We start from the raw sequence: 24,501 nt of genomic DNA, 5'->3' as shown, positions 1-24,501 counted from the left end.
TTTATAGTTGTAACAAGTTTTACATATCTCATAAAGTGGTATGGCATAGGGAATAATAAATAGGAGAGTGTTGTAAATGAATATTTTGGTTATAGGTGCTAATGGCGGTGTAGGTTCGTTACTAGTGCAACAATTAGCAAAAGAAAATGTGCCATTTACTGCAGGTGTTAGGCAATCCGATCAACTTAATGCGTTAAAATCACAAGGTATGAAAGCAATTCTTGTTGATGTTGAAAATGATTCAATAGAGACTTTAACTGAGACGTTTAAACCATTCGATAAAGTTATCTTTTCAGTAGGTTCTGGAGGGAATACGGGTGCAGATAAAACAATTATTGTCGATTTAGATGGTGCTGTTAAATCAATTATTGCGAGTAAAGAGGCTAATATTAAACACTATGTTATGGTTTCAACATATGATTCGAGACGTCAGGCTTTTGATGATAGCGGTGATTTAAAGCCATATACAATTGCTAAACATTACGCTGATGACTATTTAAGACGTTCAGGTTTAAATTATACAATTTTACATCCAGGGGCACTTACAAATGCAGCAGGATCTGGAAAGATAGAAGCTGCACAATATTTTGAAGGTAAAGGTGAAATTCCTAGAGAAGATGTTGCGACAGTATTAAAAGAAATTGTCACATCCAATCATTTTAATCACCAAGAGTTTCAAGTTATTAGTGGTGAGCAGGACATTAAAGATGCTTTAACTCAATTTGAAAATGAAACGGATTAATAAGGATAGTAAATATGATTTGAAGCGGGTTACTTTTCGTAACTCGTTATTTTTTTGAAAATAATAAATTATAAGTATGAATAAGTACGTATTGTCTATGCGTTTTACAAAGAATTTGAACAATGTATGGCATAACTATTAAAGTTGTTTATTAATTGGTATAATGGGCGAGTATATTTAAAGGGAAATATGTACAAATGTAAGAGAGATATAATCTCTATGCTATAAAATTTTGAAAATGTTAAAGTACTGTAAATTTAAGTGAAGCGCTTTAATTGGCAGTACTGCAATGTTAGTAAATATGGTACAATCACTAATAGTTAATTTGAAATGTGGAAGTTTATAAAACGATGTAAATGAGAACAAAATCAAAATATAATGGAACAACAACATCAGAGTTCTATTGCTTACTTAATCACAATGGAGGTGCAACAATGCCATTATTTTTACAACCAATTTTAAAAACAAAATTATGGGGCGGTCAACGTCTAAGTGAGTTTGGATATCAATTAGACAATGATACAACTGGGGAATGTTGGTGTGTGTCAGCACATCCAAATGGTAAGAGCGAGATTATTAATGGACCATATCAAGGTCAAACATTAGACCGTATTTGGTCAGAACATCGTGAATTGTTTGGTGATTTCCCAAGCAAAGATTTTCCGCTTCTAACTAAAATAGTGGATGCAAGAGAATCACTTTCTATTCATGTGCACCCTGATAATTCTTATGCTTATGAGCATGAAAATGGGCAATATGGCAAATCTGAATGTTGGTATATTATAGATGCAGAAGAAGATGCAGAAATAGTTATAGGGACATTAGCAGAGTCTAGAGAAGAAGTTGCGAATCATGTTCAACGCGGAACGATAGAGTCCATACTTAGATATATTAAAGTAAAACCTGGAGAATTCTATTTTATTCCAGCAGGAACAGTACATACTATTTCTTCAGGAATATTAGCATACGAAACGATGCAATCGTCAGACATTACATATAGACTTTATGATTTCAATCGTCAAGATAATCAATATAATGATAGACCGTTAAATATTGAAAAAGCTTTAGACGTTATTCAGTACAATGCACCATTACCTAATATTTTGCCTGAAAGTGAAATTATTGAAAACCATAAGTGTACACACATTGTATCGAATGATTTCTTTACATTGGTTAAATGGGAAATTTCTGGCACGTTAAATTATATGAAGCCTAGAGAGTTCTGTTTAGTTACAGTGTTGGAAGGTGAAGGGCAAATGATTGTCGATGGTGAAATTTTCAAACTGACTACTGGTACAAACTTTATTTTGACTTCTGAAGATTTGGATAGTGTCTTTGAAGGTGATTTCACATTGATGATTAGCTATGTGTAATAGTGTAATAACAATTTAGGAGTGAATGATTTGAAGCAATTTCTATATATTGCGTTAGTATGTAGTGTGATAGCAGGTCTTGGTGCTTTCTTACATATACCGCAGTATCCGAGTATGACAATTCCACGTATAGTGGCTATTTTAGGAATTATCAGTGCTATGTTGACTTTTAAAGACAAGCAAATCAGCGCCTCATTAAAGTTTAGCGCATTGTTAATTAATGTGCTGCCATTATGCGGTACCTTTGTAGCTTGAAATTAATTGTCGATAGCGCGTTTGAATATAGTACAGTGCATTAACAGAAGAAATATGATTGTGTTAATGACATTGATGAAAATAAAGCACATCAACATAACCTCTCACTTGCATAGTAGTGAGGGGGTTTTTGTTGGTTTATATAAAATGAAGTAATTAATATTTAATGAAAATTAAGACATGATAAAATTCTAACGGCAGTATAGATAGTTGAAAATGTGTATCAATGGCGCTATAGAGATAAGCAAGCATAGTGGTATTATATATAAATTTGTAATTTTTATTGCATAGTGTATGCAAGCATGTTTTTTATGTGCAAAATAGGTAGCTAAATATGTTAAACTGTTTGTAACAATTTTTATCATTAAGACAGATATAATAAATAAAATATAGAAAACTGATTAAAAGGTATACAGTTGCTCGTATGTGTGTGTCCAACTGTATATAGAGTCGCACTTGTTGTAAAGCAAAATAGTTCGACTTACTTAGAAGTGAAAATGATAAGGGTCTGGGACGTAAATTAATGCCCTAGGCGCTACAATGTTATAGGAAATGCGATTAAAATCGCAGTGAACAAAGGGGATACAGTTGATCGCATACGTGCCCAACTGCATAAGAAACACTAAAAGAATGTAATTCATAGTGTTTCTAAAATTTATTCAGGTTAAGGAGTATTAAGATGACAGCAGAAACGAATTATTTTTGGTTGAATTGTGGATATAACCGTTGGAATCATAATGAACCGTTAGTAGGACAAACAGCTTTATTTGAATCAGGCGCACATTTTAACCCATCTCAAGGATTTAGAGCGTTTAAAAAGGCTAAAGTAGGAGATCAAGTCATCTTTTATCAAGTTCAGACGGATACTGGACTACTTGGATGTGGTGAAATTATTAGTGTTGAAACAGGTGCACAAAATAAAATACGTGTACAGTTTCGTTTTAATGAACAATTGAAACCATTAACAGCAGATTATCTAAAGCGTAGTGAAGCTTTGGAATTTCGTATGAGTAATATGAAAGAGACATTGTTCAACCAAATCAATGCAGAAGAGTTTGATTTAATAAGTGGTCTTGGTAAAGGCGAAATTAAGATACCACGTTATTTCTTTTTAGCTGAAACTGAAGAATTTGAACCTGGAAACCAATATACGATTTATACGCACACGTACAACGGTATTAAACGTAATGGTTATCATTTTTATACTCAGTTAGAAGAAGGCGACAATATTATTTTTTATAATCGAACGAAAAATCAATCTGTCGTTGGAATTGGAGAAGTATCAAAGCATATTCATGAAAAACCACCAATTCCTGGTAGAACAAATAGTACAGTGATTGAAGTGTCTTATGAGAAAGACATTACGCCGATTACATTAAGTACATTAAATAAGCATCCTAAATTGAAAAACTTATATTTCCTACAAGAAAATGCAAAACAGGCTATTGCAAGTATGTCACAAGCACAGTATGATGCAATTATTGAAATGAGCGATAATAATGGATTGAAATCTCCATTTGAAATGGTTCAAAAACCAGATATGCTTGAAAGTGAAAAAGAAGAAGCGTTAAAGCCATTTATTTTACTTGTTGTAGATCGAAAAGAAGAAGGCTTAAAAGCGGCTAATGACTTATTGCAAAAAGCGAATGCAAATCCTGTTATAACAACAGGTCATCCTGATTTTTCAGAAGATATGCTTTATGGCAAGTATTTACCAAATGAAACAGGGGCATTATACTATCGTGAAGGATTTATTACTCAATTAATGCCGAAAAAGGATAAAAGTTATTTAGTTATTGATAATTTTAATCGTATAGATACAGACATTTTCCAAACGTATATTAATGTGTTAGAAGGCTATGAGGTAACATTACCACGTTATAATAAAGACGGTAATATGATTAAATGGTCACGACAAAAAGATTCTTTCTATTATTTCAATCCTAATTGGCATATTGTAGGTATTACATATGACAGTTTAGAGGAAATTAAGGAGAAATATTCAGAGCAGTTTTTAAAATACACACGTATAGTCAAAGTCAAACATGACTAATGATATATGGTAGTTTTTGAAAAGAAGTAAGGATAGGATTAAAAATTGCATAATTGCATATTTGAATAACCGTATAAAGAAAAAATGACGGGTAATCAACCATAAGAGCTAATTAAGAGCTTATGATAGATTACTCGTTTTTATTTTAATAAATAATAAAGACAGTATATGAATATAAATGAATTTATGTTACTGAATTAAAACTTTATATGAGTTTTCCAGTGGTATGTTGAATAAGACGAATGACCAAACGCTAAGTTGATAATAAGAAATAATATTACACTGTAGATTGAGAAATTTAAAGTAAATAAAAAATACATTATACAATAAATATAAAACTGAAAAATAAACTTTATGGCAATTTCGTGTCGTGAGGACTTATCAAGTGACAACCTTGTTTAAATGTTTTTAAATTAGGAAAAATGACTATAAGTACTATTGAAGGAGCGAATAAATTATGCCAATCGTATATTATGATGGAAACTGTATATATTGTTATAACTATGTCATTTGGTTAATTCAACATGACCTACCAAGAAATTATCAATTTGCCACGTTAAAAGGTGAAGTTGGACAACAATTTTTTAAACAACATCCAGAAGCGGCAAATAAAAATAGTGTGATTTTACAGAAAGGTGATCGTATATATTTTGAATCGCAGGCGATTATTCAACTAATCACATCACTACCTAATCGAACTAAATTATTGGGCATAGGTTTATGGCTTGTACCTAAACCAGTCCGTAATTTCGGTTATCGAATGTTTGCTAATAATAGAAATAGAATGTGGAAAACAACATGGCACCAACCAAATGATTATGAAAAATCGTTCTTTTTAGATGATAATGCGAAAGTAAAACTTACTGATTGATAAAACATACTTGCTAATTGATAATAGATATACTAGATGATGGATTAAAATTTAGGCATTTGAAAAGCGAAACACTTTACAATTAGATTAGAATAATTATAAAAAAGAGAGTAAAAACGCTTTACAGATTAGAATCATTATAATATAATAATTAATATAAACAAGCAAGACGTAGACAATTTTAAGGAGTGTATTAAATATGAGTAATCAACAAGATGTTGTAAAAGAATTGAATCAACAAGTAGCAAACTGGACAGTAGCTTATACAAAGCTACATAATTTCCACTGGTATGTGAAAGGACCTAACTTCTTCTCATTACACGTTAAATTTGAAGAATTATATAATGAAGCAAGTCAATATGTAGACGAATTAGCTGAAAGAATTTTAGCGGTAGGAGGAAACCCTGTAGGTACATTAACTGAATGCTTAGAGCAATCAATTGTTAAAGAAGCTGCGAAAGGTTACTCTGCAGAACAAATGGTTGAAGAATTATCTCAAGATTTTACTAATATCTCAAAACAATTAGAAAAAGCGATTGAAATTGCTGGTAATGCTGGCGATGATGTATCAGAAGATATGTTTATAGGTATGCAAACATCAGTAGATAAACATAATTGGATGTTTAAATCTTACTTAAGCTAATCTACAGATAAGTAATAATATAAATAAAAGCCAACACATAAATGGGGATACGCCCAGAATGTGTTGGCTTTTTGAGTTTAATCGCATTGTTAAAGAGCAATTAAAGTCAAATTAAATAAGTTACTCTGCGATTTCTAAAGCGATTTCCATCATTTGTGTAAATGAATTTTGACGTTCCTCAGGTGTAGTAGCTTCGTCACGTAAAATATGATCACTTACTGTGAAAATACCAAGTGCTTTTTTACCAGCATGAATCGCATTTAAATATAAACCAGCTGATTCCATTTCGATACCTAAAATACCCATTTTTTTCCAAGCATCATTGAATGTTGGATCGGCATTGTAAAATGTATCAGAAGATAATACGTTACCTACGTGTGTAGTAGCACCGATTTGGTCAGCGACATTTTTAGCTTTAGTTACTAATTCGAAGTCAGCGATAGGCGCGAAATGACCTGGAATATTGTATTGATCTACATAATTTGAATTAGTTGATGCAGCTTGTGCAATAATAACATCGTATAAGTTAACATTTTCTTGTAATGCGCCACAAGAACCGATACGAATGATTGTATCTACATCAAAGAAGTTGTATAACTCATATGAGTAAATACCGATACTTGGAATACCCATACCAGAACCCATTACAGAAACTTCTTTACCTTTATATGTACCAGTGTAACCAAACATGTTACGTACATCGTTAAATTGTTCAACATTTTCTAAAAAATTATCAGCAATATATTTTGCGCGTAGCGGATCGCCAGGCATTAATACTGTTTTAGCAATTTTTACTCCATTTGGTTGAATATGTGGTGTACCTTTTGTCATTTGTTATCTTCTCCTTAATATTCATTAATAGTTTTAAGATAACATTTGTTTCCCTTTTTTGCGAATTTTTGTACTATAGAATTAAAGAATTATAAAAATATAATCCTGATTAGCTTGTTGGCAAGTCATCGTTCATAATGAAGATATCATGTTCAATTGTATTGTTTGTTTATGGGAAATGAATTAATGTAATAGTATATGTATGCGGTTACATAAAAGCGGACATCTAACCTGATATTTAAATGAACCTGACGCTCAATCAACTAATTTACAACCGTATTTTTATAATCAACCATAAAGGAGGAGATAGAAAATGAATAGTGCAAAATTGATTGATCACACTTTACTGAAGCCTGAGTCAACACGTACGCAAATCGATCAAATCATCGATGAAGCGAAAGCATACAATTTTAAATCTGTATGTGTGAATCCAACGCATGTTAAATATGCAGCAGAGCGACTAGCTGATTCAGAGGTGCTAGTTTGTACGGTAATAGGATTCCCATTAGGTGCGTCGACAACTGCAACGAAAGCATTTGAAACAGAAGATGCGATTCAAAATGGTGCAGATGAAATTGATATGGTCATCAACATCGGCGCATTAAAAGATGGACGTTTTGATGATGTACAACAAGACATTGAAGCAGTGGTGAAAGCTGCGAAAGGTCACACGGTAAAAGTGATTATTGAGACGGTATTGTTGAACCATGACGAAATCGTAAAAGCCAGTGAATTAACAAAAGCGGCTGGTGCGGACTTCGTTAAAACTTCAACAGGTTTTGCAGGTGGCGGTGCGACTGCAGAAGACGTTAAATTAATGAAAGATACAGTAGGTGCTGATGTAGAAGTAAAAGCATCAGGTGGCGTACGTAATTTAGAAGATTTCAATAAAATGGTTGAAGCAGGTGCGACACGTATTGGTGCGAGTGCAGGCGTTCAAATTATGCAAGGTTTAGAAGCAGATTCAGATTACTAATTTTATAAAAAATATGTAAGCATGGGACATCGTAACCATATATAAGTATGTCGATATCAACTTTAAGACATCATAAATGCCATGATGATTCTAAGATAATTTAGTAGGGACTTTGACGTTATAACCAATCTATTTAAGAATAATAACATCGCATTGAAATTGTGCTTTTAAAAATGAAATCGATAGCTTGCTATAATAATTTTCGCTTGTGCTTTTAAAAATGGACTAGAGAAAGCGCAGATGCTTTGTCCTAAGCTTTTTAAGAAAAGGATGATAAAAATGAGAATGATAGACATTATTGAGAAAAAGCGTGACGGTCATACACTAACAACGGAAGAAATTAATTTCTTTATTGACGGCTATGTTAAAGGGGATATTCCTGATTACCAAGCATCAAGTTTAGCAATGGCGATTTATTTCCAAGATATGAATGATGATGAGCGTGCAGCATTAACGATGGCTATGGTTAATTCTGGTGATATGATAGATTTGAGTGATATTAAAGGTGTCAAAGTAGATAAGCACTCAACAGGTGGTGTAGGAGATACAACTACATTGGTTTTAGCACCATTAGTAGCAGCTGTAGATGTTCCTGTTGCAAAAATGAGTGGGCGTGGATTAGGTCATACAGGTGGTACAATTGATAAATTAGAAGCAATTGATGGTTTTCATGTTGAAATAGATGAAGCAACATTTGTGAAATTGGTTAATGAAAATAAAGTGGCAGTTGTAGGACAATCAGGAAATTTAACTCCTGCAGATAAAAAATTATATGCCTTAAGGGATGTTACTGGTACTGTCAATTCAATACCATTAATTGCCTCTTCAATTATGAGTAAAAAGATTGCCGCTGGTGCAGATGCAATTGTATTAGATGTAAAAACTGGTAGCGGTGCATTTATGAAAACATTAGAAGATGCTGAAGCATTAGCGCACGCAATGGTACGTATTGGTAATAATGTGGGACGTAATACGATGGCGATTATTTCTGATATGAATCAGCCACTTGGACGTGCGATTGGCAATGCGCTTGAGTTACAAGAAGCAATTGATACGTTGAAAGGACAAGGTCCGAAAGATTTAACAGAACTTGTATTAACATTAGGTTCTCAAATGGTTGTACTTGCAAACAAAGCTGAAACGCTTGAAGAAGCGAGAGCGTTGCTAATTGAGGCAATTGATTCAGGTGCAGCATTAGAAAAATTCAAAACATTTATTAAAAACCAAGGTGGCGACGAAACAGTTATTGACCATCCAGAGCGTTTGCCACAAGCTCAATATCAAATCGAATATAAAGCTAAAAAATCAGGTTATGTGACTGAGTTAGTCTCTAACGATATAGGTGTCGCTTCGATGATGTTAGGAGCGGGACGTTTAACAAAAGAGGATGATATTGATTTAGCGGTTGGTATTGTTTTAAATAAAAAAATTGGTGATAAAGTAGAAGAAGGAGAATCATTATTAACGATTCACAGTAATCGCCAAGATGTAGACGATGTTGTTAAAAAATTAGATTCAAGCATAACAATTGCTGATCATGTTGTATCGCCTACATTAATTCATAAAATCATTACAGAGTAGGAGTTGAAGCTGATTGAACATACTAAGATATTTATTAGGTATAGGTTTTAGTGTAATAGGTGTATTGCATTTTACACGAGAACGACAATTTAGAAATATCATACCGAAATGTTTGCCGCTTCGAAAAACAGCGGTTCTTGTTACAGGAATCTTTGAGATATTATTTGGGCTTGCACTTTTAATTAAAAAACCATCTCAATGCTTGAAAAATACAATCAATCTATTCTTGCTAGCTGTATTCCCAGCTAATATCTATATGGCAGTTAAAAAGTTACCTTTAGGAGATAAACAATTGCCAACATGGCAACTATATTTAAGGTTACCTATGCAGTTCGTGTTAATGGGACTAATTAAGAAATTATAGTGGTTCTTAAATAAATCGGACAAATGTTAAAGATTTTACTTTTTCATTTGTTCGATTTTTTTGACTTTGAAGCATAATAAAAAGCAGTTGGACAATGGCGATTGTAACATCATTGTTCGACTGCTTTTCTGATTAACTTGATTGACTAAGATTTATTTTCCTGTACCGAAAACATCATGCCATTCGTTTCGTTTGTCTAGAAATGCTTGAGCGATAGTTTTAGCACCTTCTAATGAATGACTTGCTGCCCAGCCACATTGTACTTCATTACAAGCAGGCACTTCAGTAGCATTTAGCACATCATTTAAAGTTGCTTCAACAATATTTAATACATCATCATAATTATCATGATTAATAAATGATACATAGAAACCAGTTTGGCAACCCATAGGACTTAAATCAACGACTTTGTCACTATGATTTCTAATATTTTCAGCCATTAAATGTTCTAATGAATGCAATCCGGGCATATCCATATGTTCTTTGTTTGGTTGTTTGAAACGAATGTCATATTTGTGAATGACATCTCCGTTTAATCCTTCCATCGTTCCCGCTAATCTAATAAATGGGGCAACCACTTTAGTATGATCTAAATTGAAACTTTCAACATTCATTTTTGTCATTTTAAATTTCCTCCTATTAACTACTCAAAACTATAAAACGCTTATGATTTGGTACATTATTAAATTTAAATTTGTTGCAAGTTGCGTTTCTAACAATACTTAAATTGTAACAATAGGGCTTATGTTTTACAATTTGAAACTGTTTTATAAATTTATGAAAGGCTTTTAGTTATTAGAAAATTTTGTAAATAAAGAAAAATTAGATGACATCATGAGATAAAACCGATAGAATAAGTAATAATTCATTTTGAAAGAACAAAATATTGTGGATGATTAAAATGAGTGTAGGGTAAAAGGGAGATAGAAAAAATGAGTGAAAAACAACAAATTCTCGATTATATAGAAACAAATAAATATAGTTATATCGAAATCAGTCATAGAATTCATGAACGTCCTGAACTTGGTAATGAAGAAATATTTGCGTCTCGAACTTTAATAGATTGTTTGAAAGAACATGAATTTGAAATTGAAACCGAGATTGCTGGGCATGCAACTGGGTTTATAGCGACATATGATTCGGGTCTTGACGGGCCAGCTATAGGTTTTTTAGCAGAATACGATGCTTTGCCAGGATTGGGTCATGCTTGTGGTCATAATATCATTGGAACTGCAAGTGTGCTTGGTGCAATTGGTTTGAAGCAAGTGATTGACCAAATTGGTGGTAAAGTAGTCGTTCTCGGATGTCCAGCTGAAGAAGGTGGGGAAAATGGTAGCGCTAAAGCTTCTTATGTCAAGGCTGGTGTGATTGATCAAATAGACATTGCCTTAATGATTCATCCGGGAAATGAAACTTATAAAACGATTGATACTTTGGCAGTGGATGTTTTAGATGTTAAATTTTACGGAAAAAGTGCTCATGCCTCTGAAAATGCAGATGAAGCGTTAAATGCATTAGACGCTATGATTAGTTATTTTAATGGTGTAGCACAACTACGACAACATATTAAAAAAGATCAACGTGTGCATGGTGTGATTTTAGATGGCGGGAAAGCAGCTAATATTATTCCAGACTATACACATGCTCGTTTTTATACTAGAGCAATGACGCGTAAAGAATTGGATATATTAACAGAAAAAGTAAATCAAATCGCACGTGGAGCTGCGATACAGACTGGTTGTGATTATGAATTTGGTCCAATTCAAAACGGTGTGAATGAATTTATTAAAACGCCGAAATTAGATGATTTATTTGCTAAATATGCTGAAGAAGTTGGTGAAGCAGTTATTGATGATGATTTTGGTTATGGCTCTACGGATACAGGGAACGTAAGTCATGTTGTGCCAACAATACATCCTCATATTAAAATAGGATCACGTAATTTAGTAGGACATACGCATAGATTTAGAGAAGCAGCTGCGAGTGTACATGGTGATGAAGCATTAATTAAAGGTGCTAAAATAATGGCGTTGATGGGGTTAGAGTTAATTACAAATCAAGACGTTTATCAAGACATTATTGAAGAGCATGGGCATTTGAAAGGGAATGGGAAGTAATGACAAATAATGGTAATGAGCCGAACTTAACGTTAAGTGATTTATATGACAAAGATGTTGTCTATACGTCAAGACCTTCGTATATATCGAATCCATGGTTGAAACCGGACGAACATCAATCTAATTTTTTAACTGGTAGGGAGTTATTAATAGCAAATCAATTACCTGTTATTGTTCACGAAGCTAGTGCGACAGACAAATTGCATCAGCTATTTCAAGTTATTGGTAAGGATGTACCGAACTCAATTTATACATTTAACAATCAGCAGTCTTACGAAAACTTGATTAAACAATTGGCACATAAGGAAAATAAAAAGATTTATTTTCAATATATTCATGATGAAACAATCTTGAATCAGCAATATTATGCATTAGATAAAACGTTATTTGTTGCTTTAAATAATAAAGCAAGAATACCTGAATGGACAAATGGGAAGTTTTTACCAAAAAGAAAAGTTGTAAAAATTGAGCAATTCGAAAACGAGATTAAGAATTGGGAATTCCCGTTTGTAATTAAGCCGGGAGATGATCTTCCGACAGCAGGTGGCTATGGCGTTATGATTTGTTATCATGATGCAGATTTACAAAAAGCGATAACGCGTATTAAAGAGGCAACTGCTGAAACGAATTCGCTTATTATCGAACAGAAGATTGAAGAAAAAGCGAATTATTGCGTTCAGTTTGCATACTCGGAATCGCTAGGCATTCAATATCTTGGTGCGGCAACGCAATTAACGGATAAGTACGGATTTTATAACGGAAATGAAAATACTACTAATGTACCAGAGCACGTTATAAAAGCAGGTAGACAAATTATGGAAATCGGTGTGAATCAAGGATTCTTTGGTGTGGCTGGTTTTGACTTACTCGTCGATGAGGATGATAACGTTTATGCGATTGATTTAAACTTTAGACAAAATGGTTCAACTAGCATGTTATTACTTGCTAACGAGTTGAATTCAGGATATCAAAAGTTTTATAGTTATCATTCAAAAGGTGATAACACACATTTCTTCAATACGATTTTGAAATATGTCAAAGCAGGTAGTTTATACCCGTTATCTTATTATGATGGTGATTGGTACGGTGAAGATAAAGTTAAATCAAGGTTTGGCTGTATTTGGCATGGAGATTCAAAAGAAACAGTACTGGAGAATGAACGCGCATTTTTAGCTGAACTTGAACACTATTAGAGTTCGGAACATAAGGCGCTACAATGTTATGTTGCCAGTAGTTGACTGAATATGCGATTGTAACAAGCTTTTTTCGATTCTAGTCAACAGTAATTAAATTTATGATATGACAATACTTTGTAATACTAATATTAAATGGCGACTTTTATTTCACTATGTTATAAGAGTTGCCATTTTGTTGATAAAGGTATATTAAAGGTTATCGTTTTGAAATTTTTAGTAACTAGATATGTTTCGTGTTATAGACCGAATTTGTGTATACGTAAAATTTAATGCTATTGAATTTTTAAAATGAAAAACATGACATTAAATTGAATTCATAATATGTCTAATTGACTATCTTGTTGGAGTCATTTACTATTTTATGTATGACATATTTTAAAAAGTGAGGGTCAAGCATGTCTTATAAAGCATATCCATTCTTTAGAGATATATTAATAAATGAATGTATTTATTTCGCCTCTAAAAATAAAAAACTAGTACGCCTAAATTATAAAAGTGAAGCGTATGTAGGCGTTTGGACAGAAGAAAGTGTGGCCGTATCATTTTTAACAAGTCGTGATATTCCATTTGATAAAGTTGTAAAAATGGACGTTGATCGTTTTGCTACTTATGAATTAGATGAATTGTTTGATGAACAAGACCATATTATTATGAATCAAACAATGGAAGAAGAAGGGCATCTACTAAACGTTGTAGCTGTTACACAAGAAGTGATGACGGAATTAGATAAAATTAGAATCAAAGAATTTGTCCAAGATGTAGCGAAATATGATGAAGTATACGGCTTAACTAAAAAAGGAAGTAAGCAGTTTATTCTCATTAGTGAAAATGATAGCGACGAAAAAAAGCCGCATATTATGCCTGTATGGAGTATTAAAAACAGAGCGTTAAAAGTTCGAGATGAAGATTTTGAAGAGTGTGATTTAATTACGATTGAAGGTTCTGTTTTTGGAGAATGGCTAGATGAACTTAGAGATGATCATAAAGCCGTTGCGATAGATTTAAAAACTGGCGTGGTTGGTACAATTGTTTCAGCGCAAAAATTGTCTAATGAACTTACATTTTAATTCAATTGAGATGTAAGTAATTAAGTGATAATAAATGGAACAATACGTATTCAAAACACGTAGACCATAAAATAAAAGGCCATTTATATAGCGTTTATTTAAAACAACGCTCATATAAATGGTCTTTTTCTATTTTCCTAAATATAATGCACCAATAGCACCTGAAAATGCGCCGTTTTCAACATAGTACGGTTTGCAACCGCGTAACACAGTGTAATCTTCCACAACTTTACGTAATAAAGCGTTATTATGAAATGAAGAACCGATATAAACGATATTTTCAGTTTTAAATTCACGTGCAACAGTAATGGCCATTGTCGTAACAACTTCGCCAACGACACCAATAACGGCTGCTAATTTATTGCTAGGTGTAAAATCAGCATCTAAATGATGTAGTACATGACCAAAATTAGCTGCTGTTAAATCACCGGGAATGGGTGGTTCGGTATCTTTATAAATATGTCTAACCTTTAAATCGATAGTGTTACGATCACCGTGTTGTGCCATGTCAGTTAACTGTTTATAATCAGTGATTTGACTTAGTAAATAACCGAGTCCTTGAATCATGCCACCACCTGTACCGATACCGCCTACACGACGTTGTGATTGACCGTCGAAATAATGTAGTGACGTACCGGTACCAACATTTGCAAAAATATAATCTGCTAAGTCATGGCCTTGCTCTTTTAATAAAATACCTAGTCCTTGAGATGCAGCATCAAACTCTACAAAAATTTGTGCAGGAATGTTGATGTTTTCAGCAATGACACCTGCATTACCTCCAGTTAAGCATAATTTTTCAATTTGCTGTTGGTTTAACCATTCCACAACTTGATCAATATTTTTAGTTAATTCAGTTTTAAAAGTACGTTGGTTATCTTGCTCTTGAACGATTTTAATTAGTGTACCGCCAGCGTCAATGCCAACTTTCATAAGATTCCCACCTCATTATTAATGTCTATCCTTAAATAATAGTATAGTAAAATGACTAAAAAACAAGTAATAATAGTAATTATTAACAAATTTGATGTCATTGTATTTCAACATTGTAAGCGTATCGCAATTAATGTATTACAAACGTGGACGTTACGTTATATATTATTTTCTAGGAATTTTGAAGTTGTGTAGGATTGTTAGTTAGTGACGTAATATTAAAAGTAGTTCGTACGCAGTGTATTTGTAAGTCTTTGATTAAAATGATAAATAATGAGGAATAGCACATTAATTTTAAAATTTGCAAAAATATAAATAAGTAATTTATTTAACTTAGAGTAAATAATGGTATCGTAGTGAAATAATAGGTAAAATAATACGGGGATTCATGCTTCATATATAAAAAGATAGGGGTTAAATATATGGCTAAAGAACTTTGTTTTGAAGGTATCACTTTAAAAGCATTTGATGAACAATATCGTTCAGCAATTAATGATTTTGAATTGAATGAAAGACAACAAATATATTCATCTTTACCTAAAGAAGTTATTGATGATGCAATTAATGATGCTGATAGGATTGCTAACGTAGCAATAAACGATAAAAATGAAGTGGTGGGCTTTTTTGTATTACATCGTTACTATCAGCATGAAGGTTATGATACACCTGAAAATGTCGTTTATATTCGTTCATTATCGATTAATGAAAAATATCAAGGTTTTGGATATGGCACGAAAATAATGATGTCATTGCCACAATATGTTCAAGGTGTATTTCCTGATTTTAATCATCTATATCTAGTAGTAGATGCTGAAAATGACAATGCTTGGAACCTATACGAACGTGCTGGATTCATGCATACAGCGACTAAAGAAGAAGGACCAATTGGCAAAGAACGATTATATTACTTGGACTTAGATTCAAAACATGTTTCGTCATTAAAGCTTGAAGAAGAAAGTCGTTCAGAAGTGACCAATGTACATATCATTAATTTAATGATTGATGGCCAAAAGGTTGGTTTTATCGCATTGGAGCAGATTGGTGAACGCATGAACATTGCTGCTATTGAAGTGGATAAATCATATCGCTTTAATGGTATTGGTTCAAGTGCGCTTCGACAATTGCCTACTTACTTAAGAAAAAACTATGACAACCTTAATGTGATTACGATGATTCTGTTTGGAGAGAATAATGATTTTAAACCATTATGTCTAAATAGTAATTTCGTTGAAATCGAACAAACTGATGATTATGTCGTTTTCGAAAAATATTTAAATTACTAACAGTGATTGCGAAATATGATATTGTCATTTATAATTTAGTTTTGTTACTATATATAAATGAATTCAGACGTATAAATTTAGATTATATCCTTCGAAAGGAAGTATTGGGCAATGAAAATTCAAGATTATACAAAACAAATGGTTGATGAAAAATCATTTATTGATATGGCTTATACATTATTGAATGATAAAGGTGAAACAATGAACTTATATGATATCATCGATGAATTTAGAGCATTAGGTGATTATGAGTATGAGGAAATTGAAACTCGTGTTGTACAATTTTACACAGATTTAAATACAGATGGACGTTTTTTAAATGTTGGTGAAAACTTATGGGGATTACGTGACTGGTACTCAGTAGATGATATCGAAGAGAAAATTGCACCAACAATTCAAAAATTTGATATTTTAGACGCCGATGATGAAGAAGATCAAAACTTAAAATTATTGGGTGAAGATGAAATGGATGATGATGACGATATTCCAGCTCAAACTGATGATCAAGAAGAATTAAATGATCCTGAAGATGAGCAAGTTGAAGAAGAAATCAATCATTCGGATATAGTCATTGAAGAAGATGAAGATGAACTAGATGAAGACGAAGAAGATTTTGAAGACGAAGAAGACTTCAAAGCATAATTTTTTGTTTGACTTTTAGTTGAAAGATGATAAAATTTTATTCGGGCTCCTTTAAATAGGACACGTGTATAAAATTTATACGCTCCCCTTACAAAATTTGTGAGAGGGAGCGTTTTTTTATTTAATTGAGTAAATCAAGAAATGATAACGCAATAATCAAAGTTGTAAATGATATACATAGTGACATAGCAGTATGGAAACGGTAAGTAAACAGAATTTAATTTTGTCGAATTCGACAAATAAACAACTTGAATGAGCTTACTTTAATGTTATGTTTTACGTTATTTTTACAAACGATGAGGAAGCATTCCCTTTAATAATTAGGAGGTCAGGACATGACAAAATTTATTTTTGTAACAGGTGGCGTAGTTTCATCATTAGGGAAGGGTATTACAGCATCTTCTCTAGGTAGATTATTAAAAGATAGAGGTCTAAATGTAACAATTCAAAAATTCGATCCATACTTAAATGTTGACCCAGGTACAATGAGTCCTTATCAACATGGTGAAGTATTCGTAACGGATGATGGTGCAGAAACTGACCTAGACTTAGGACATTACGAAAGATTTATTGATATTAATTTAAACAAGTTTTCAAATGTAACAGCCGGTAAAGTGTATTCACACGTATTGAAAAAAGAACGTCGTGGTGATTACTTAGGCGGAACAGTTCAAGTTATTCCGCATATCACAAATGAAATTAAAGAACGTTTATTACTTGCAGGGGAAAGTACGAATGCAGACGTTGTTATCACTGAAATTGGCGGTACAACAGGTGATATTGAGTCATTACCGTTTATTGAAGCGATTCGTCAAATTCGTAGCGATTTAGGTAGAGAAAACGTTATGTATGTTCACTGTACACTATTACCTTATATTAAAGCTGCTGGAGAAATGAAAACGAAGCCAACACAACATAGTGTTAAAGAATTACGAGGCTTAGGTATTCAACCAGACTTAATCGTTGTAAGAACTGAATATGAAATGACACAAGATTTAAAAGATAAAATTGCATTATTCTGTGACATTAATAAAGAAAGTGTTATTGAATGTCGTGATGCAGACTCTTTATACGAAATTCCATTACAATTAAGCCAACAAAATATGGATGATATCGTTATTAAACGTTTACAATTAAACGCGAAATATGAAACACAGCTTGATGAATGGAAACAGTTGTTAGATATCGTTAATAATTTAGATGGTAAAATTACAATTGGTTTAGTTGGTAAGTATGTTAGCTTACAAGATGCATACTTATCTGTAGTTGAATCATTAAAACATGCCGGATATCCTTTCGCTAAAGATATTGATATTAGATGGATTGATTCAAGTGAAGTTACAGATGAAAATGCGGCCGAATACCTTGCAGATGTCGACGGTATTTTAGTACCAGGTGGATTTGGTTTCCGTGCAAGTGAAGGTAAAATTAGTGCAATTAAGTATGCTAGAGAAAACAATGTACCATTCTTTGGTATTTGTTTAGGAATGCAACTTGCAACAGTTGAATTTTCGAGAAACGTATTAGGCCTTGAAGGCGCACATTCAGCTGAATTAGACCCTGCAACACCATACCCAATTATAGATTTATTACCAGAACAAAAAGATATCGAAGATTTAGGTGGTACATTACGCTTAGGCTTATATCCATGTTCAATTAAAGAAGGCACATTGGTACAAGATGTTTATGGTAAAGCGGAAATTGAAGAAAGACATCGTCATCGTTATGAATTTAACAATGACTATAGAGAACAATTAGAAGCGAATGGTATGGTGATTTCTGGTACAAGTCCAGATGGACGTTTAGTAGAAATGGTAGAGATTCCGACAAATGATTTCTTTATTGCTTGTCAATTCCACCCAGAATTCTTATCTAGACCAAATCGTCCGCACCCGATTTTTAAATCATTTATTGAAGCTTCATTAAAATATCAACAAAATAAATAAATTTGCTAATAAAACCGGTACTTTCATTGTTAAACATTGAAAGTACCGATTTTTCGTATAATTTTAATATTATGTTAGTGACAAGGTATTAAATAACAATAGTGACTTTTATAATTCTAAGTCTCTTGTCATTTCAATCATTTGTGTATAAATGTCATAGTATACATAATTCAATGCCATCGCATGTGGCTGGACAATCTTATCGTAATCTTCAGTATAGACTATAGGTCTTGGTGTAGATAAATCGATAAAATGTACGAGATGATCAGGGAAATCATCTGTTTTAGGTTTGTTGCTTATTAAGACCACATCGATATCTAAGTCGATAAGTTTTTGAATATCTAATGCAACTTGATCATTATAAAATGGTGCGAATAATAATACACGATCAGTTGAGTCAATTTCTTTGAAGTCTTTAATAGCGTCAAGTTTTCGGCTAGATTTTAAACGCTCATCACTATGTAGAATGAAACTTTCGAAAAACTGTAAATCATCATAACCTTTTACATAAACATAACCTTCGCCACCAATTGCTTGAATTAAACATTGGGCGGCCATTTGAATTTCTAAAGATTGTTTTTCTAGCCTATTAAAGATACCTATTAGTTGTGTGTTTAAGATTTTTGACATCTTTATCCTCCAATCTACTTATAAAATATTGTAATTAATGACTACATATTATGCAACGGCTTAAATTGTATAAAAATGTATACGTTTGCATTTAGTATAACTATCGCATTTTTCAAAAAATACACATTTAATCTGCAGTATTTCAATGCATTGACGCTATTTTTTTGATATAATTACTTTGAAAAATACGTGCGTAAGCACTCAAGGAGGAACTTTCATGCCTTTAGTTTCAATGAAAGAAATGTTAATTGATGCAAAAGAAAATGGTTATGCGGTAGGTCAATACAATATTAATAACCTAGAATTCACTCAAGCAATTTTAGAAGCGTCACAAGAAGAAAATGCACCTGTAATTTTAGGTGTTTCTGAAGGTGCTGCTCGTTACATGAGCGGTTTCTACACAATTGTTAAAATGGTTGAAGGGTTAATGCATGACTTAAACATCACTATTCCTGTAGCAATCCATTTAGACCATGGTTCAAGCTTTGAAAAATGTAAAGAAGCTATCGATGCTGGTTTCACATCAGTAATGATCGATGCTTCACACAGCCCATTCGAAGAAAACGTAGCAACAACTAAAAAAGTTGTTGAATACGCTCATGAAAAAGGTGTTTCTGTAGAAGCTGAATTAGGTACTGTTGGCGGACAAGAAGATGATGTAGTAGCAGACGGCATCATTTATGCTGATCCTAAAGAATGTCAAGAACTAGTTGAAAAAACTGGTATCGATGCATTAGCGCCAGCATTAGGTTCAGTTCATGGTCCATACAAAGGTGAACCAAAATTAGGATTTAAAGAAATGGAAGAAATCGGTTTATCTACAGGTTTACCATTAGTATTACACGGTGGTACTGGTATCCCGACTAAAGATATCCAAAAAGCAATTCCATTTGGTACAGCTAAAATTAACGTAAACACTGAAAACCAAATCGCTTCAGCAAAAGCAGTTCGTGACGTTTTAAATAACGACAAAGAAGTTTACGATCCTCGTAAATACTTAGGACCTGCACGTGAAGCTATCAAAGAAACAGTTAAAGGTAAAATTAAAGAGTTCGGTACTTCAAACCGCGCTAAATAATTAATATTTAGTCTTTAAGTTATTAATAACGTAGGGATATTAATTTTAAAAGAAGCAGACAAAATGGTGTTTGCTTCTTTTTTATGTTGTATAAGTAATAAATAAAACAGTTTGATTTTAAAATGAAAGCGTAAAAATGGTAAAATATATCAAAATTGATTGTGATATAATTATAAGGAAAATGAGCAATTTATGAAAAAAGTTTACGTGCAAATCGTAGAATTAAAACTAAATAATTGTCAAAACAACGTCAATATTTAGTTGAATAATCAGACTTTAGACCATGGTCAAGTGGGGAAGAACAGCATATATTAGTAAAGGTGAATGATTTGTTATTAATCAATCGAAAATAGAAAGACAAGATTTTAACGATTAAAATAAACTATTTTACAAATAAAGTAAAATTAATTTATAATGCTAATAATGCAAAAAATTAAAAAGTAATGGACAAAGGAGATAAATGATATGGCTCAAGAGGTAATAAAAATAAGAGGTGGACGCACACTAAATGGGGAAGTTAATATCAGTGGCGCGAAAAACAGTGCTGTAGCTATCATTCCTGCAACATTATTAGCTCAAGGACATGTGAAATTAGAAGGGTTACCGCAAATCTCTGATGTTAAAACTTTAGTGAGTTTATTAGAAGATTTAAATATTAAGGCATCACTAAATGGTACGGAATTAGAAGTTGATACAACTGAAATACAAAATGCTGCATTACCAAATAATAAAGTTGAATCATTACGTGCTTCATACTATATGATGGGTGCCATGTTAGGTAGATTTAAAAAATGTGTGATTGGTTTACCGGGAGGATGTCCACTTGGGCCACGTCCAATTGATCAACATATTAAAGGATTTAAAGCTTTAGGTGCTGAAATTGATGAATCAAGTACGACATCAATGAAAATTGAAGCTAAAGAGTTAAAAGGTGCACATATTTTTCTAGATATGGTTAGTGTAGGTGCAACAATTAACATTATGCTAGCTGCAGTTTATGCAACAGGACAAACTGTAATTGAAAATGCTGCTAAAGAACCGGAAGTAGTTGATGTTGCTAACTTCTTAACAAGTATGGGAGCTAATATTAAGGGAGCGGGTACATCAACAATTAAAATCAATGGTGTCAAAGAATTACATGGTTCTGAGTATCAAGTTATACCTGATAGAATTGAAGCAGGCACATATATGTGTATCGCTGCAGCATGTGGAGAAAATGTTATATTAAATAATATTGTTCCGAAACATGTAGAAACATTAACTGCTAAATTTAGTGAATTAGGTGTAAATGTTGATGTAAGAGACGAAAGAATTCGCATCAATAATAATGCACCATATCAATTTGTTGATATTAAAACACTAGTATATCCAGGTTTTGCTACTGATTTGCAACAGCCAATTACACCATTATTATTTATGGCAAATGGTCCTTCATTTGTAACTGATACGATTTATCCGGAGCGTTTTAAACATGTTGAAGAATTAAAGCGCATGGGTGCAAATATTGAAGTTGACGAAGGCACAGCAACGATAAAACCATCAACATTACATGGTGCTGAAGTTTGTGCTAGCGATTTAAGAGCAGGAGCTTGTTTAATTATTGCTGGTTTAATTGCTGAGGGTGTAACTACAATTTACAATGTTAAACATATTTATAGAGGTTATACAGATATTGTAGAACATTTAAAAGCTTTAGGTGCAGATATTTGGACGGAAACTGTATAGATTTATCTTGTTTTGTGGTATAATAATTATACTGATTAAAAGAGGGTGTTCGTTTACATTCTAAATTTAATGATGAGAGGTGAAGATGATGGAAGTATGTCCGTATCTCGAAGAAACTTTTAAAATACTTGGTAGAAGTTGGAATGGATTAATCATTAATTATCTCTCAAGATGTAATGACTGTTCAGCACACTTTTCCGATATGAAAAGAGATTTGAAAACAATAACGCCGCGTGCTTTAAGTCTTAAGTTGTCAGAGCTTGCACAATGGGAGTTAGTTGAGAAGCAAATCATTTCTACGAGTCCAGTACAAATTATTTATGTACTAACTGAAAAAGGTAAAGCGTTAGCAGAGGCTTTACATCCAATTGAAGCATGGGCGCAATCATATGTCGATTTAACAGATTAACGTACTGCTAAATAATTACATGACGTTTAAACATAGCATTGATTATAACTATTTCTAAGTCTTCGCATTATTTGCGATGATGTGGGAATAGTTATTTTTATTTAAAAATATAAAAAAATTAGATGCAGCAAAATTTTAAAGCATTTTATTTTGAACATATTAAAAGTGAGCGTATCATAATGGAATGTAATGTTTATATCGTATGCATTACGGATAAATAATATATAAATCATTCTTGAGGAGTGAAAGAATAATGAGAGACTACACAAAGCAATACATTAATGGCGAATGGGTAGAAAGTAATAGTAATGAAACGATAGAAGTTATAAATCCAGCAACCGAAGAAGTAATCGGGAAAGTTGCTAAAGGTAATAAAGCTGATGTTGATAAAGCCGTCGAGGCGGCAGACAATGTTTATTTAGAGTTCCGTCATACATCTGTGAAAGAAAGACAAGCATTATTAGATAAAATTGTAAAAGAATATGAAAACAGAAAAGACGATATTGTACAAGCTATTACGGATGAGTTAGGTGCTCCTTTATCATTATCTGAGCGTGTCCATTATCAAATGGGACTAAACCATTTTGTTGCAGCGAGAGACGCATTAGATAACTACGAATTTGAAGAACGCCGCGGAGATGATTTAGTTGTTAAAGAAGCTATCGGTGTATCTGGCTTAATTACACCGTGGAACTTCCCTACAAACCAAACATCATTAAAATTAGCAGCAGCATTTGCGGCTGGTAGTCCAGTTGTACTTAAACCATCTGAAGAAACACCATTTGCAGCTGTTATTTTAGCTGAGATTTTTGATAAAGTCGGTGTTCCTAAAGGTGTATTTAACCTTGTTAATGGTGATGGTGCTGGCGTTGGGAATCCTTTATCTGAACATCCTAAAGTACGCATGATGTCATTTACAGGATCAGGCCCTACTGGTTCTAAAATTATGGAAAAAGCTGCTAAAGACTTTAAAAAGGTATCATTAGAGCTTGGTGGCAAATCACCATACATCGTCCTAGATGACGTAGATATTAAAGAAGCGGCTAAAGCAACAACAGGCAAAGTTGTTAATAATACTGGTCAAGTATGTACAGCTGGTACACGTGTTTTAGTGCCTAACAAAATTAAAGATGCATTCTTAGCTGAATTAAAAGAACAATTTAGCCAAGTGCGTGTCGGTAATCCAAGAGAAGATGGTACACAAGTAGGCCCTATCATTAGTAAAAAACAATTTGATCAAGTACAAAATTATATTAATAAAGGTATTGAAGAAGGTGCTGAATTATTTTATGGTGGTCCTGATAAACCAGAAGGACTTGAAAAAGGATACTTTGCACGTCCGACAATTTTTATTAATGTAGATAATCAAATGACGATAGCACAAGAAGAAATTTTTGGGCCAGTAATGTCAGTTATTACTTATAACGATTTAGATGAAGCGATTCAAATTGCAAATGATACAAAATATGGTTTGGCAGGATATGTTATTGGTAAGGACAAAGAAACATTGCATAAAGTAGCTCGTTCTATTGAAGCAGGTACAGTAGAAATAAACGAAGCAGGTAGAAAGCCAGACTTACCATTTGGTGGCTATAAACAATCTGGTTTAGGTCGTGAATGGGGCGATTATGGTATTGAAGAGTTCTTAGAAGTGAAATCTATAGCTGGCTATTTTAAATAAATTTGATTTTTGAATTAAAAATCGCAATAAAACAGTGCACATGACTAATTAAGTTTTGTGTACTGTTTTAATTTTGCAATTTTTATAAATAGATTTTGTAATTAA

The 24,501-nt window shown here is 32.8% G+C and carries 23 protein-coding genes; 19 read left to right on the top strand and 4 right to left on the bottom strand.

Annotated features, from left to right (window positions below; genetic code table 11):
- Positions 1–76: 76 nt before the first annotated feature.
- The 6 genes from IDG45_RS08590 to IDG45_RS08565 all read left to right on the top strand — a co-directional run bounded on the left by IDG45_RS08590 (position 77) and on the right by IDG45_RS08565 (position 5,937).
- On the top strand, positions 77–742 hold the full coding sequence (locus tag IDG45_RS08590) for an SDR family oxidoreductase (protein WP_001024091.1): 666 nt from the start codon (positions 77–79) through the stop codon (positions 740–742).
- A 434-nt stretch (positions 743–1,176) separates the two neighbouring features.
- Positions 1,177–2,115: a type I phosphomannose isomerase catalytic subunit gene (locus IDG45_RS08585; RefSeq protein WP_001127957.1), complete on the top strand. Its 939-nt coding sequence runs from the start codon at positions 1,177–1,179 to the stop codon at positions 2,113–2,115.
- Positions 2,116–2,145: 30 nt separating this feature from the next.
- Positions 2,146–2,370, top strand: a complete 225-nt coding sequence (locus IDG45_RS08580; RefSeq protein ID WP_111063879.1) for a hypothetical protein — start codon at positions 2,146–2,148, stop codon at positions 2,368–2,370.
- Positions 2,371–3,049: 679 nt separating this feature from the next.
- Positions 3,050–4,423: an EVE domain-containing protein gene (locus IDG45_RS08575; RefSeq protein WP_000123394.1), complete on the top strand. Its 1,374-nt coding sequence runs from the start codon at positions 3,050–3,052 to the stop codon at positions 4,421–4,423.
- A gap of 457 nt (positions 4,424–4,880) precedes the next feature.
- Positions 4,881–5,294 (top strand): thiol-disulfide oxidoreductase DCC family protein, encoded by a 414-nt coding sequence (locus IDG45_RS08570; protein ID WP_001123308.1) that lies wholly within the window; start codon positions 4,881–4,883, stop codon positions 5,292–5,294.
- 199 nt (positions 5,295–5,493) lie between these two features.
- On the top strand, positions 5,494–5,937 hold the full coding sequence (locus IDG45_RS08565) for a Dps family protein (protein ID WP_000070865.1): 444 nt from the start codon (positions 5,494–5,496) through the stop codon (positions 5,935–5,937).
- A gap of 120 nt (positions 5,938–6,057) precedes the next feature.
- Here the strand turns inward: IDG45_RS08565 and deoD are convergent, their stop codons facing one another.
- Positions 6,058–6,768 carry a purine-nucleoside phosphorylase gene (gene deoD / locus IDG45_RS08560; protein WP_000160304.1) on the bottom strand — a complete coding sequence of 237 codons (711 nt, stop codon included), beginning with the start codon at positions 6,766–6,768 and terminating at the stop codon, positions 6,058–6,060.
- A gap of 313 nt (positions 6,769–7,081) precedes the next feature.
- On the opposite strand from deoD, the gene deoC reads away from it, so the two are divergent.
- The 3 genes from deoC (at position 7,082) to IDG45_RS08545 (ending at position 9,689) form a co-directional block, all read left to right on the top strand.
- Positions 7,082–7,744 carry a deoxyribose-phosphate aldolase gene (gene deoC / locus IDG45_RS08555; RefSeq protein ID WP_001083326.1) on the top strand — a complete coding sequence of 221 codons (663 nt, stop codon included), beginning with the start codon at positions 7,082–7,084 and terminating at the stop codon, positions 7,742–7,744.
- A 279-nt stretch (positions 7,745–8,023) separates the two neighbouring features.
- Entirely contained in the window at positions 8,024–9,325 is a 1,302-nt protein-coding gene (locus IDG45_RS08550) for a pyrimidine-nucleoside phosphorylase (RefSeq protein WP_001242306.1), read from the top strand.
- Positions 9,326–9,338: 13 nt separating this feature from the next.
- Entirely contained in the window at positions 9,339–9,689 is a 351-nt protein-coding gene (locus IDG45_RS08545) for a DoxX family protein (RefSeq protein ID WP_001024034.1), read from the top strand.
- Between the two features lie 152 nt (positions 9,690–9,841).
- On the opposite strand, the gene IDG45_RS08540 is transcribed toward IDG45_RS08545, so the two are convergent.
- Positions 9,842–10,312, bottom strand: coding sequence for an S-ribosylhomocysteine lyase (locus tag IDG45_RS08540; protein ID WP_000164421.1), 471 nt, complete (start codon positions 10,310–10,312; stop codon positions 9,842–9,844).
- 309 nt (positions 10,313–10,621) lie between these two features.
- Between IDG45_RS08540 and IDG45_RS08535 the strand changes: the two genes are divergently transcribed.
- From IDG45_RS08535 to IDG45_RS08525, 3 genes are all read left to right on the top strand, one after another.
- Positions 10,622–11,806, top strand: coding sequence for a M20 family metallopeptidase (locus IDG45_RS08535; protein ID WP_206171592.1), 1,185 nt, complete (start codon positions 10,622–10,624; stop codon positions 11,804–11,806).
- Positions 11,806–12,999, top strand: coding sequence for an L-aspartate--L-methionine ligase LdmS (ldmS, locus tag IDG45_RS08530; RefSeq protein WP_000183713.1), 1,194 nt, complete (start codon positions 11,806–11,808; stop codon positions 12,997–12,999). Before IDG45_RS08535 ends, ldmS begins: the two co-directional genes overlap by 1 nt.
- Positions 13,000–13,397: 398 nt before the next feature.
- Complete coding sequence (locus tag IDG45_RS08525) at positions 13,398–14,069, top strand: DUF2750 domain-containing protein (protein WP_000120549.1); 672 nt, start codon at positions 13,398–13,400, stop codon at positions 14,067–14,069.
- 129 nt (positions 14,070–14,198) lie between these two features.
- Here the strand turns inward: IDG45_RS08525 and coaW are convergent, their stop codons facing one another.
- Positions 14,199–15,002, bottom strand: coding sequence for a type II pantothenate kinase (gene coaW, locus IDG45_RS08520; RefSeq protein ID WP_000862728.1), 804 nt, complete (start codon positions 15,000–15,002; stop codon positions 14,199–14,201).
- Positions 15,003–15,424: 422 nt separating this feature from the next.
- On the opposite strand from coaW, the gene IDG45_RS08515 reads away from it, so the two are divergent.
- From IDG45_RS08515 to pyrG, 3 genes are all read left to right on the top strand, one after another.
- Positions 15,425–16,285: a GNAT family N-acetyltransferase gene (locus IDG45_RS08515; protein WP_001040744.1), complete on the top strand. Its 861-nt coding sequence runs from the start codon at positions 15,425–15,427 to the stop codon at positions 16,283–16,285.
- A gap of 111 nt (positions 16,286–16,396) precedes the next feature.
- A complete protein-coding gene (gene rpoE, locus IDG45_RS08510) occupies positions 16,397–16,927 on the top strand; it encodes a DNA-directed RNA polymerase subunit delta (protein ID WP_000701488.1) in 531 nt (176 codons plus the stop codon).
- Between the two features lie 335 nt (positions 16,928–17,262).
- Entirely contained in the window at positions 17,263–18,873 is a 1,611-nt protein-coding gene (pyrG, locus tag IDG45_RS08505) for a CTP synthase (protein WP_000159962.1), read from the top strand.
- Positions 18,874–18,981: 108 nt separating this feature from the next.
- On the opposite strand, the gene IDG45_RS08500 is transcribed toward pyrG, so the two are convergent.
- Positions 18,982–19,503 carry a DUF2529 domain-containing protein gene (locus tag IDG45_RS08500; protein ID WP_000036005.1) on the bottom strand — a complete coding sequence of 174 codons (522 nt, stop codon included), beginning with the start codon at positions 19,501–19,503 and terminating at the stop codon, positions 18,982–18,984.
- 217 nt (positions 19,504–19,720) lie between these two features.
- Between IDG45_RS08500 and fdaB the strand changes: the two genes are divergently transcribed.
- From fdaB to IDG45_RS08480, 4 genes are all read left to right on the top strand, one after another.
- Positions 19,721–20,581, top strand: coding sequence for a class IIb fructose-bisphosphate aldolase FdaB (gene fdaB / locus IDG45_RS08495; RefSeq protein ID WP_001131841.1), 861 nt, complete (start codon positions 19,721–19,723; stop codon positions 20,579–20,581).
- A gap of 465 nt (positions 20,582–21,046) precedes the next feature.
- Positions 21,047–22,306 (top strand): UDP-N-acetylglucosamine 1-carboxyvinyltransferase, encoded by a 1,260-nt coding sequence (murA, locus tag IDG45_RS08490; RefSeq protein WP_000046601.1) that lies wholly within the window; start codon positions 21,047–21,049, stop codon positions 22,304–22,306.
- A gap of 88 nt (positions 22,307–22,394) precedes the next feature.
- Positions 22,395–22,715: a winged helix-turn-helix transcriptional regulator gene (locus tag IDG45_RS08485; protein ID WP_001641641.1), complete on the top strand. Its 321-nt coding sequence runs from the start codon at positions 22,395–22,397 to the stop codon at positions 22,713–22,715.
- A gap of 253 nt (positions 22,716–22,968) precedes the next feature.
- A complete protein-coding gene (locus IDG45_RS08480) occupies positions 22,969–24,396 on the top strand; it encodes an aldehyde dehydrogenase family protein (protein WP_001206106.1) in 1,428 nt (475 codons plus the stop codon).
- Positions 24,397–24,501: the final 105 nt, after the last annotated feature.

This window comes from Staphylococcus sp. EG-SA-10, assembly GCF_017151945.1.
Classification (GTDB): domain Bacteria; phylum Bacillota; class Bacilli; order Staphylococcales; family Staphylococcaceae; genus Staphylococcus; species Staphylococcus aureus.
This window is presented reverse-complemented; position numbering and strand designations above follow the sequence as displayed.

Coding starts and splice junctions, on each gene's coding strand:
- IDG45_RS08590 (WP_001024091.1), top strand. CDS start 77: ATGAATATTTTGGTTATAGGTGCTAATGGCGGTGTAGGTTCGTTACTA.
- IDG45_RS08585 (WP_001127957.1), top strand. CDS start 1,177: ATGCCATTATTTTTACAACCAATTTTAAAAACAAAATTATGGGGCGGT.
- IDG45_RS08575 (WP_000123394.1), top strand. CDS start 3,050: ATGACAGCAGAAACGAATTATTTTTGGTTGAATTGTGGATATAACCGT.
- IDG45_RS08570 (WP_001123308.1), top strand. CDS start 4,881: ATGCCAATCGTATATTATGATGGAAACTGTATATATTGTTATAACTAT.
- IDG45_RS08565 (WP_000070865.1), top strand. CDS start 5,494: ATGAGTAATCAACAAGATGTTGTAAAAGAATTGAATCAACAAGTAGCA.
- deoD (WP_000160304.1), bottom strand. CDS start 6,768: ATGACAAAAGGTACACCACATATTCAACCAAATGGAGTAAAAATTGCT.
- deoC (WP_001083326.1), top strand. CDS start 7,082: ATGAATAGTGCAAAATTGATTGATCACACTTTACTGAAGCCTGAGTCA.
- IDG45_RS08550 (WP_001242306.1), top strand. CDS start 8,024: ATGAGAATGATAGACATTATTGAGAAAAAGCGTGACGGTCATACACTA.
- IDG45_RS08540 (WP_000164421.1), bottom strand. CDS start 10,312: ATGACAAAAATGAATGTTGAAAGTTTCAATTTAGATCATACTAAAGTG.
- IDG45_RS08535 (WP_206171592.1), top strand. CDS start 10,622: ATGAGTGAAAAACAACAAATTCTCGATTATATAGAAACAAATAAATAT.
- ldmS (WP_000183713.1), top strand. CDS start 11,806: ATGACAAATAATGGTAATGAGCCGAACTTAACGTTAAGTGATTTATAT.
- IDG45_RS08525 (WP_000120549.1), top strand. CDS start 13,398: ATGTCTTATAAAGCATATCCATTCTTTAGAGATATATTAATAAATGAA.
- coaW (WP_000862728.1), bottom strand. CDS start 15,002: ATGAAAGTTGGCATTGACGCTGGCGGTACACTAATTAAAATCGTTCAA.
- IDG45_RS08515 (WP_001040744.1), top strand. CDS start 15,425: ATGGCTAAAGAACTTTGTTTTGAAGGTATCACTTTAAAAGCATTTGAT.
- rpoE (WP_000701488.1), top strand. CDS start 16,397: ATGAAAATTCAAGATTATACAAAACAAATGGTTGATGAAAAATCATTT.
- pyrG (WP_000159962.1), top strand. CDS start 17,263: ATGACAAAATTTATTTTTGTAACAGGTGGCGTAGTTTCATCATTAGGG.
- IDG45_RS08500 (WP_000036005.1), bottom strand. CDS start 19,503: ATGTCAAAAATCTTAAACACACAACTAATAGGTATCTTTAATAGGCTA.
- fdaB (WP_001131841.1), top strand. CDS start 19,721: ATGCCTTTAGTTTCAATGAAAGAAATGTTAATTGATGCAAAAGAAAAT.
- murA (WP_000046601.1), top strand. CDS start 21,047: ATGGCTCAAGAGGTAATAAAAATAAGAGGTGGACGCACACTAAATGGG.
- IDG45_RS08485 (WP_001641641.1), top strand. CDS start 22,395: ATGGAAGTATGTCCGTATCTCGAAGAAACTTTTAAAATACTTGGTAGA.
- IDG45_RS08480 (WP_001206106.1), top strand. CDS start 22,969: ATGAGAGACTACACAAAGCAATACATTAATGGCGAATGGGTAGAAAGT.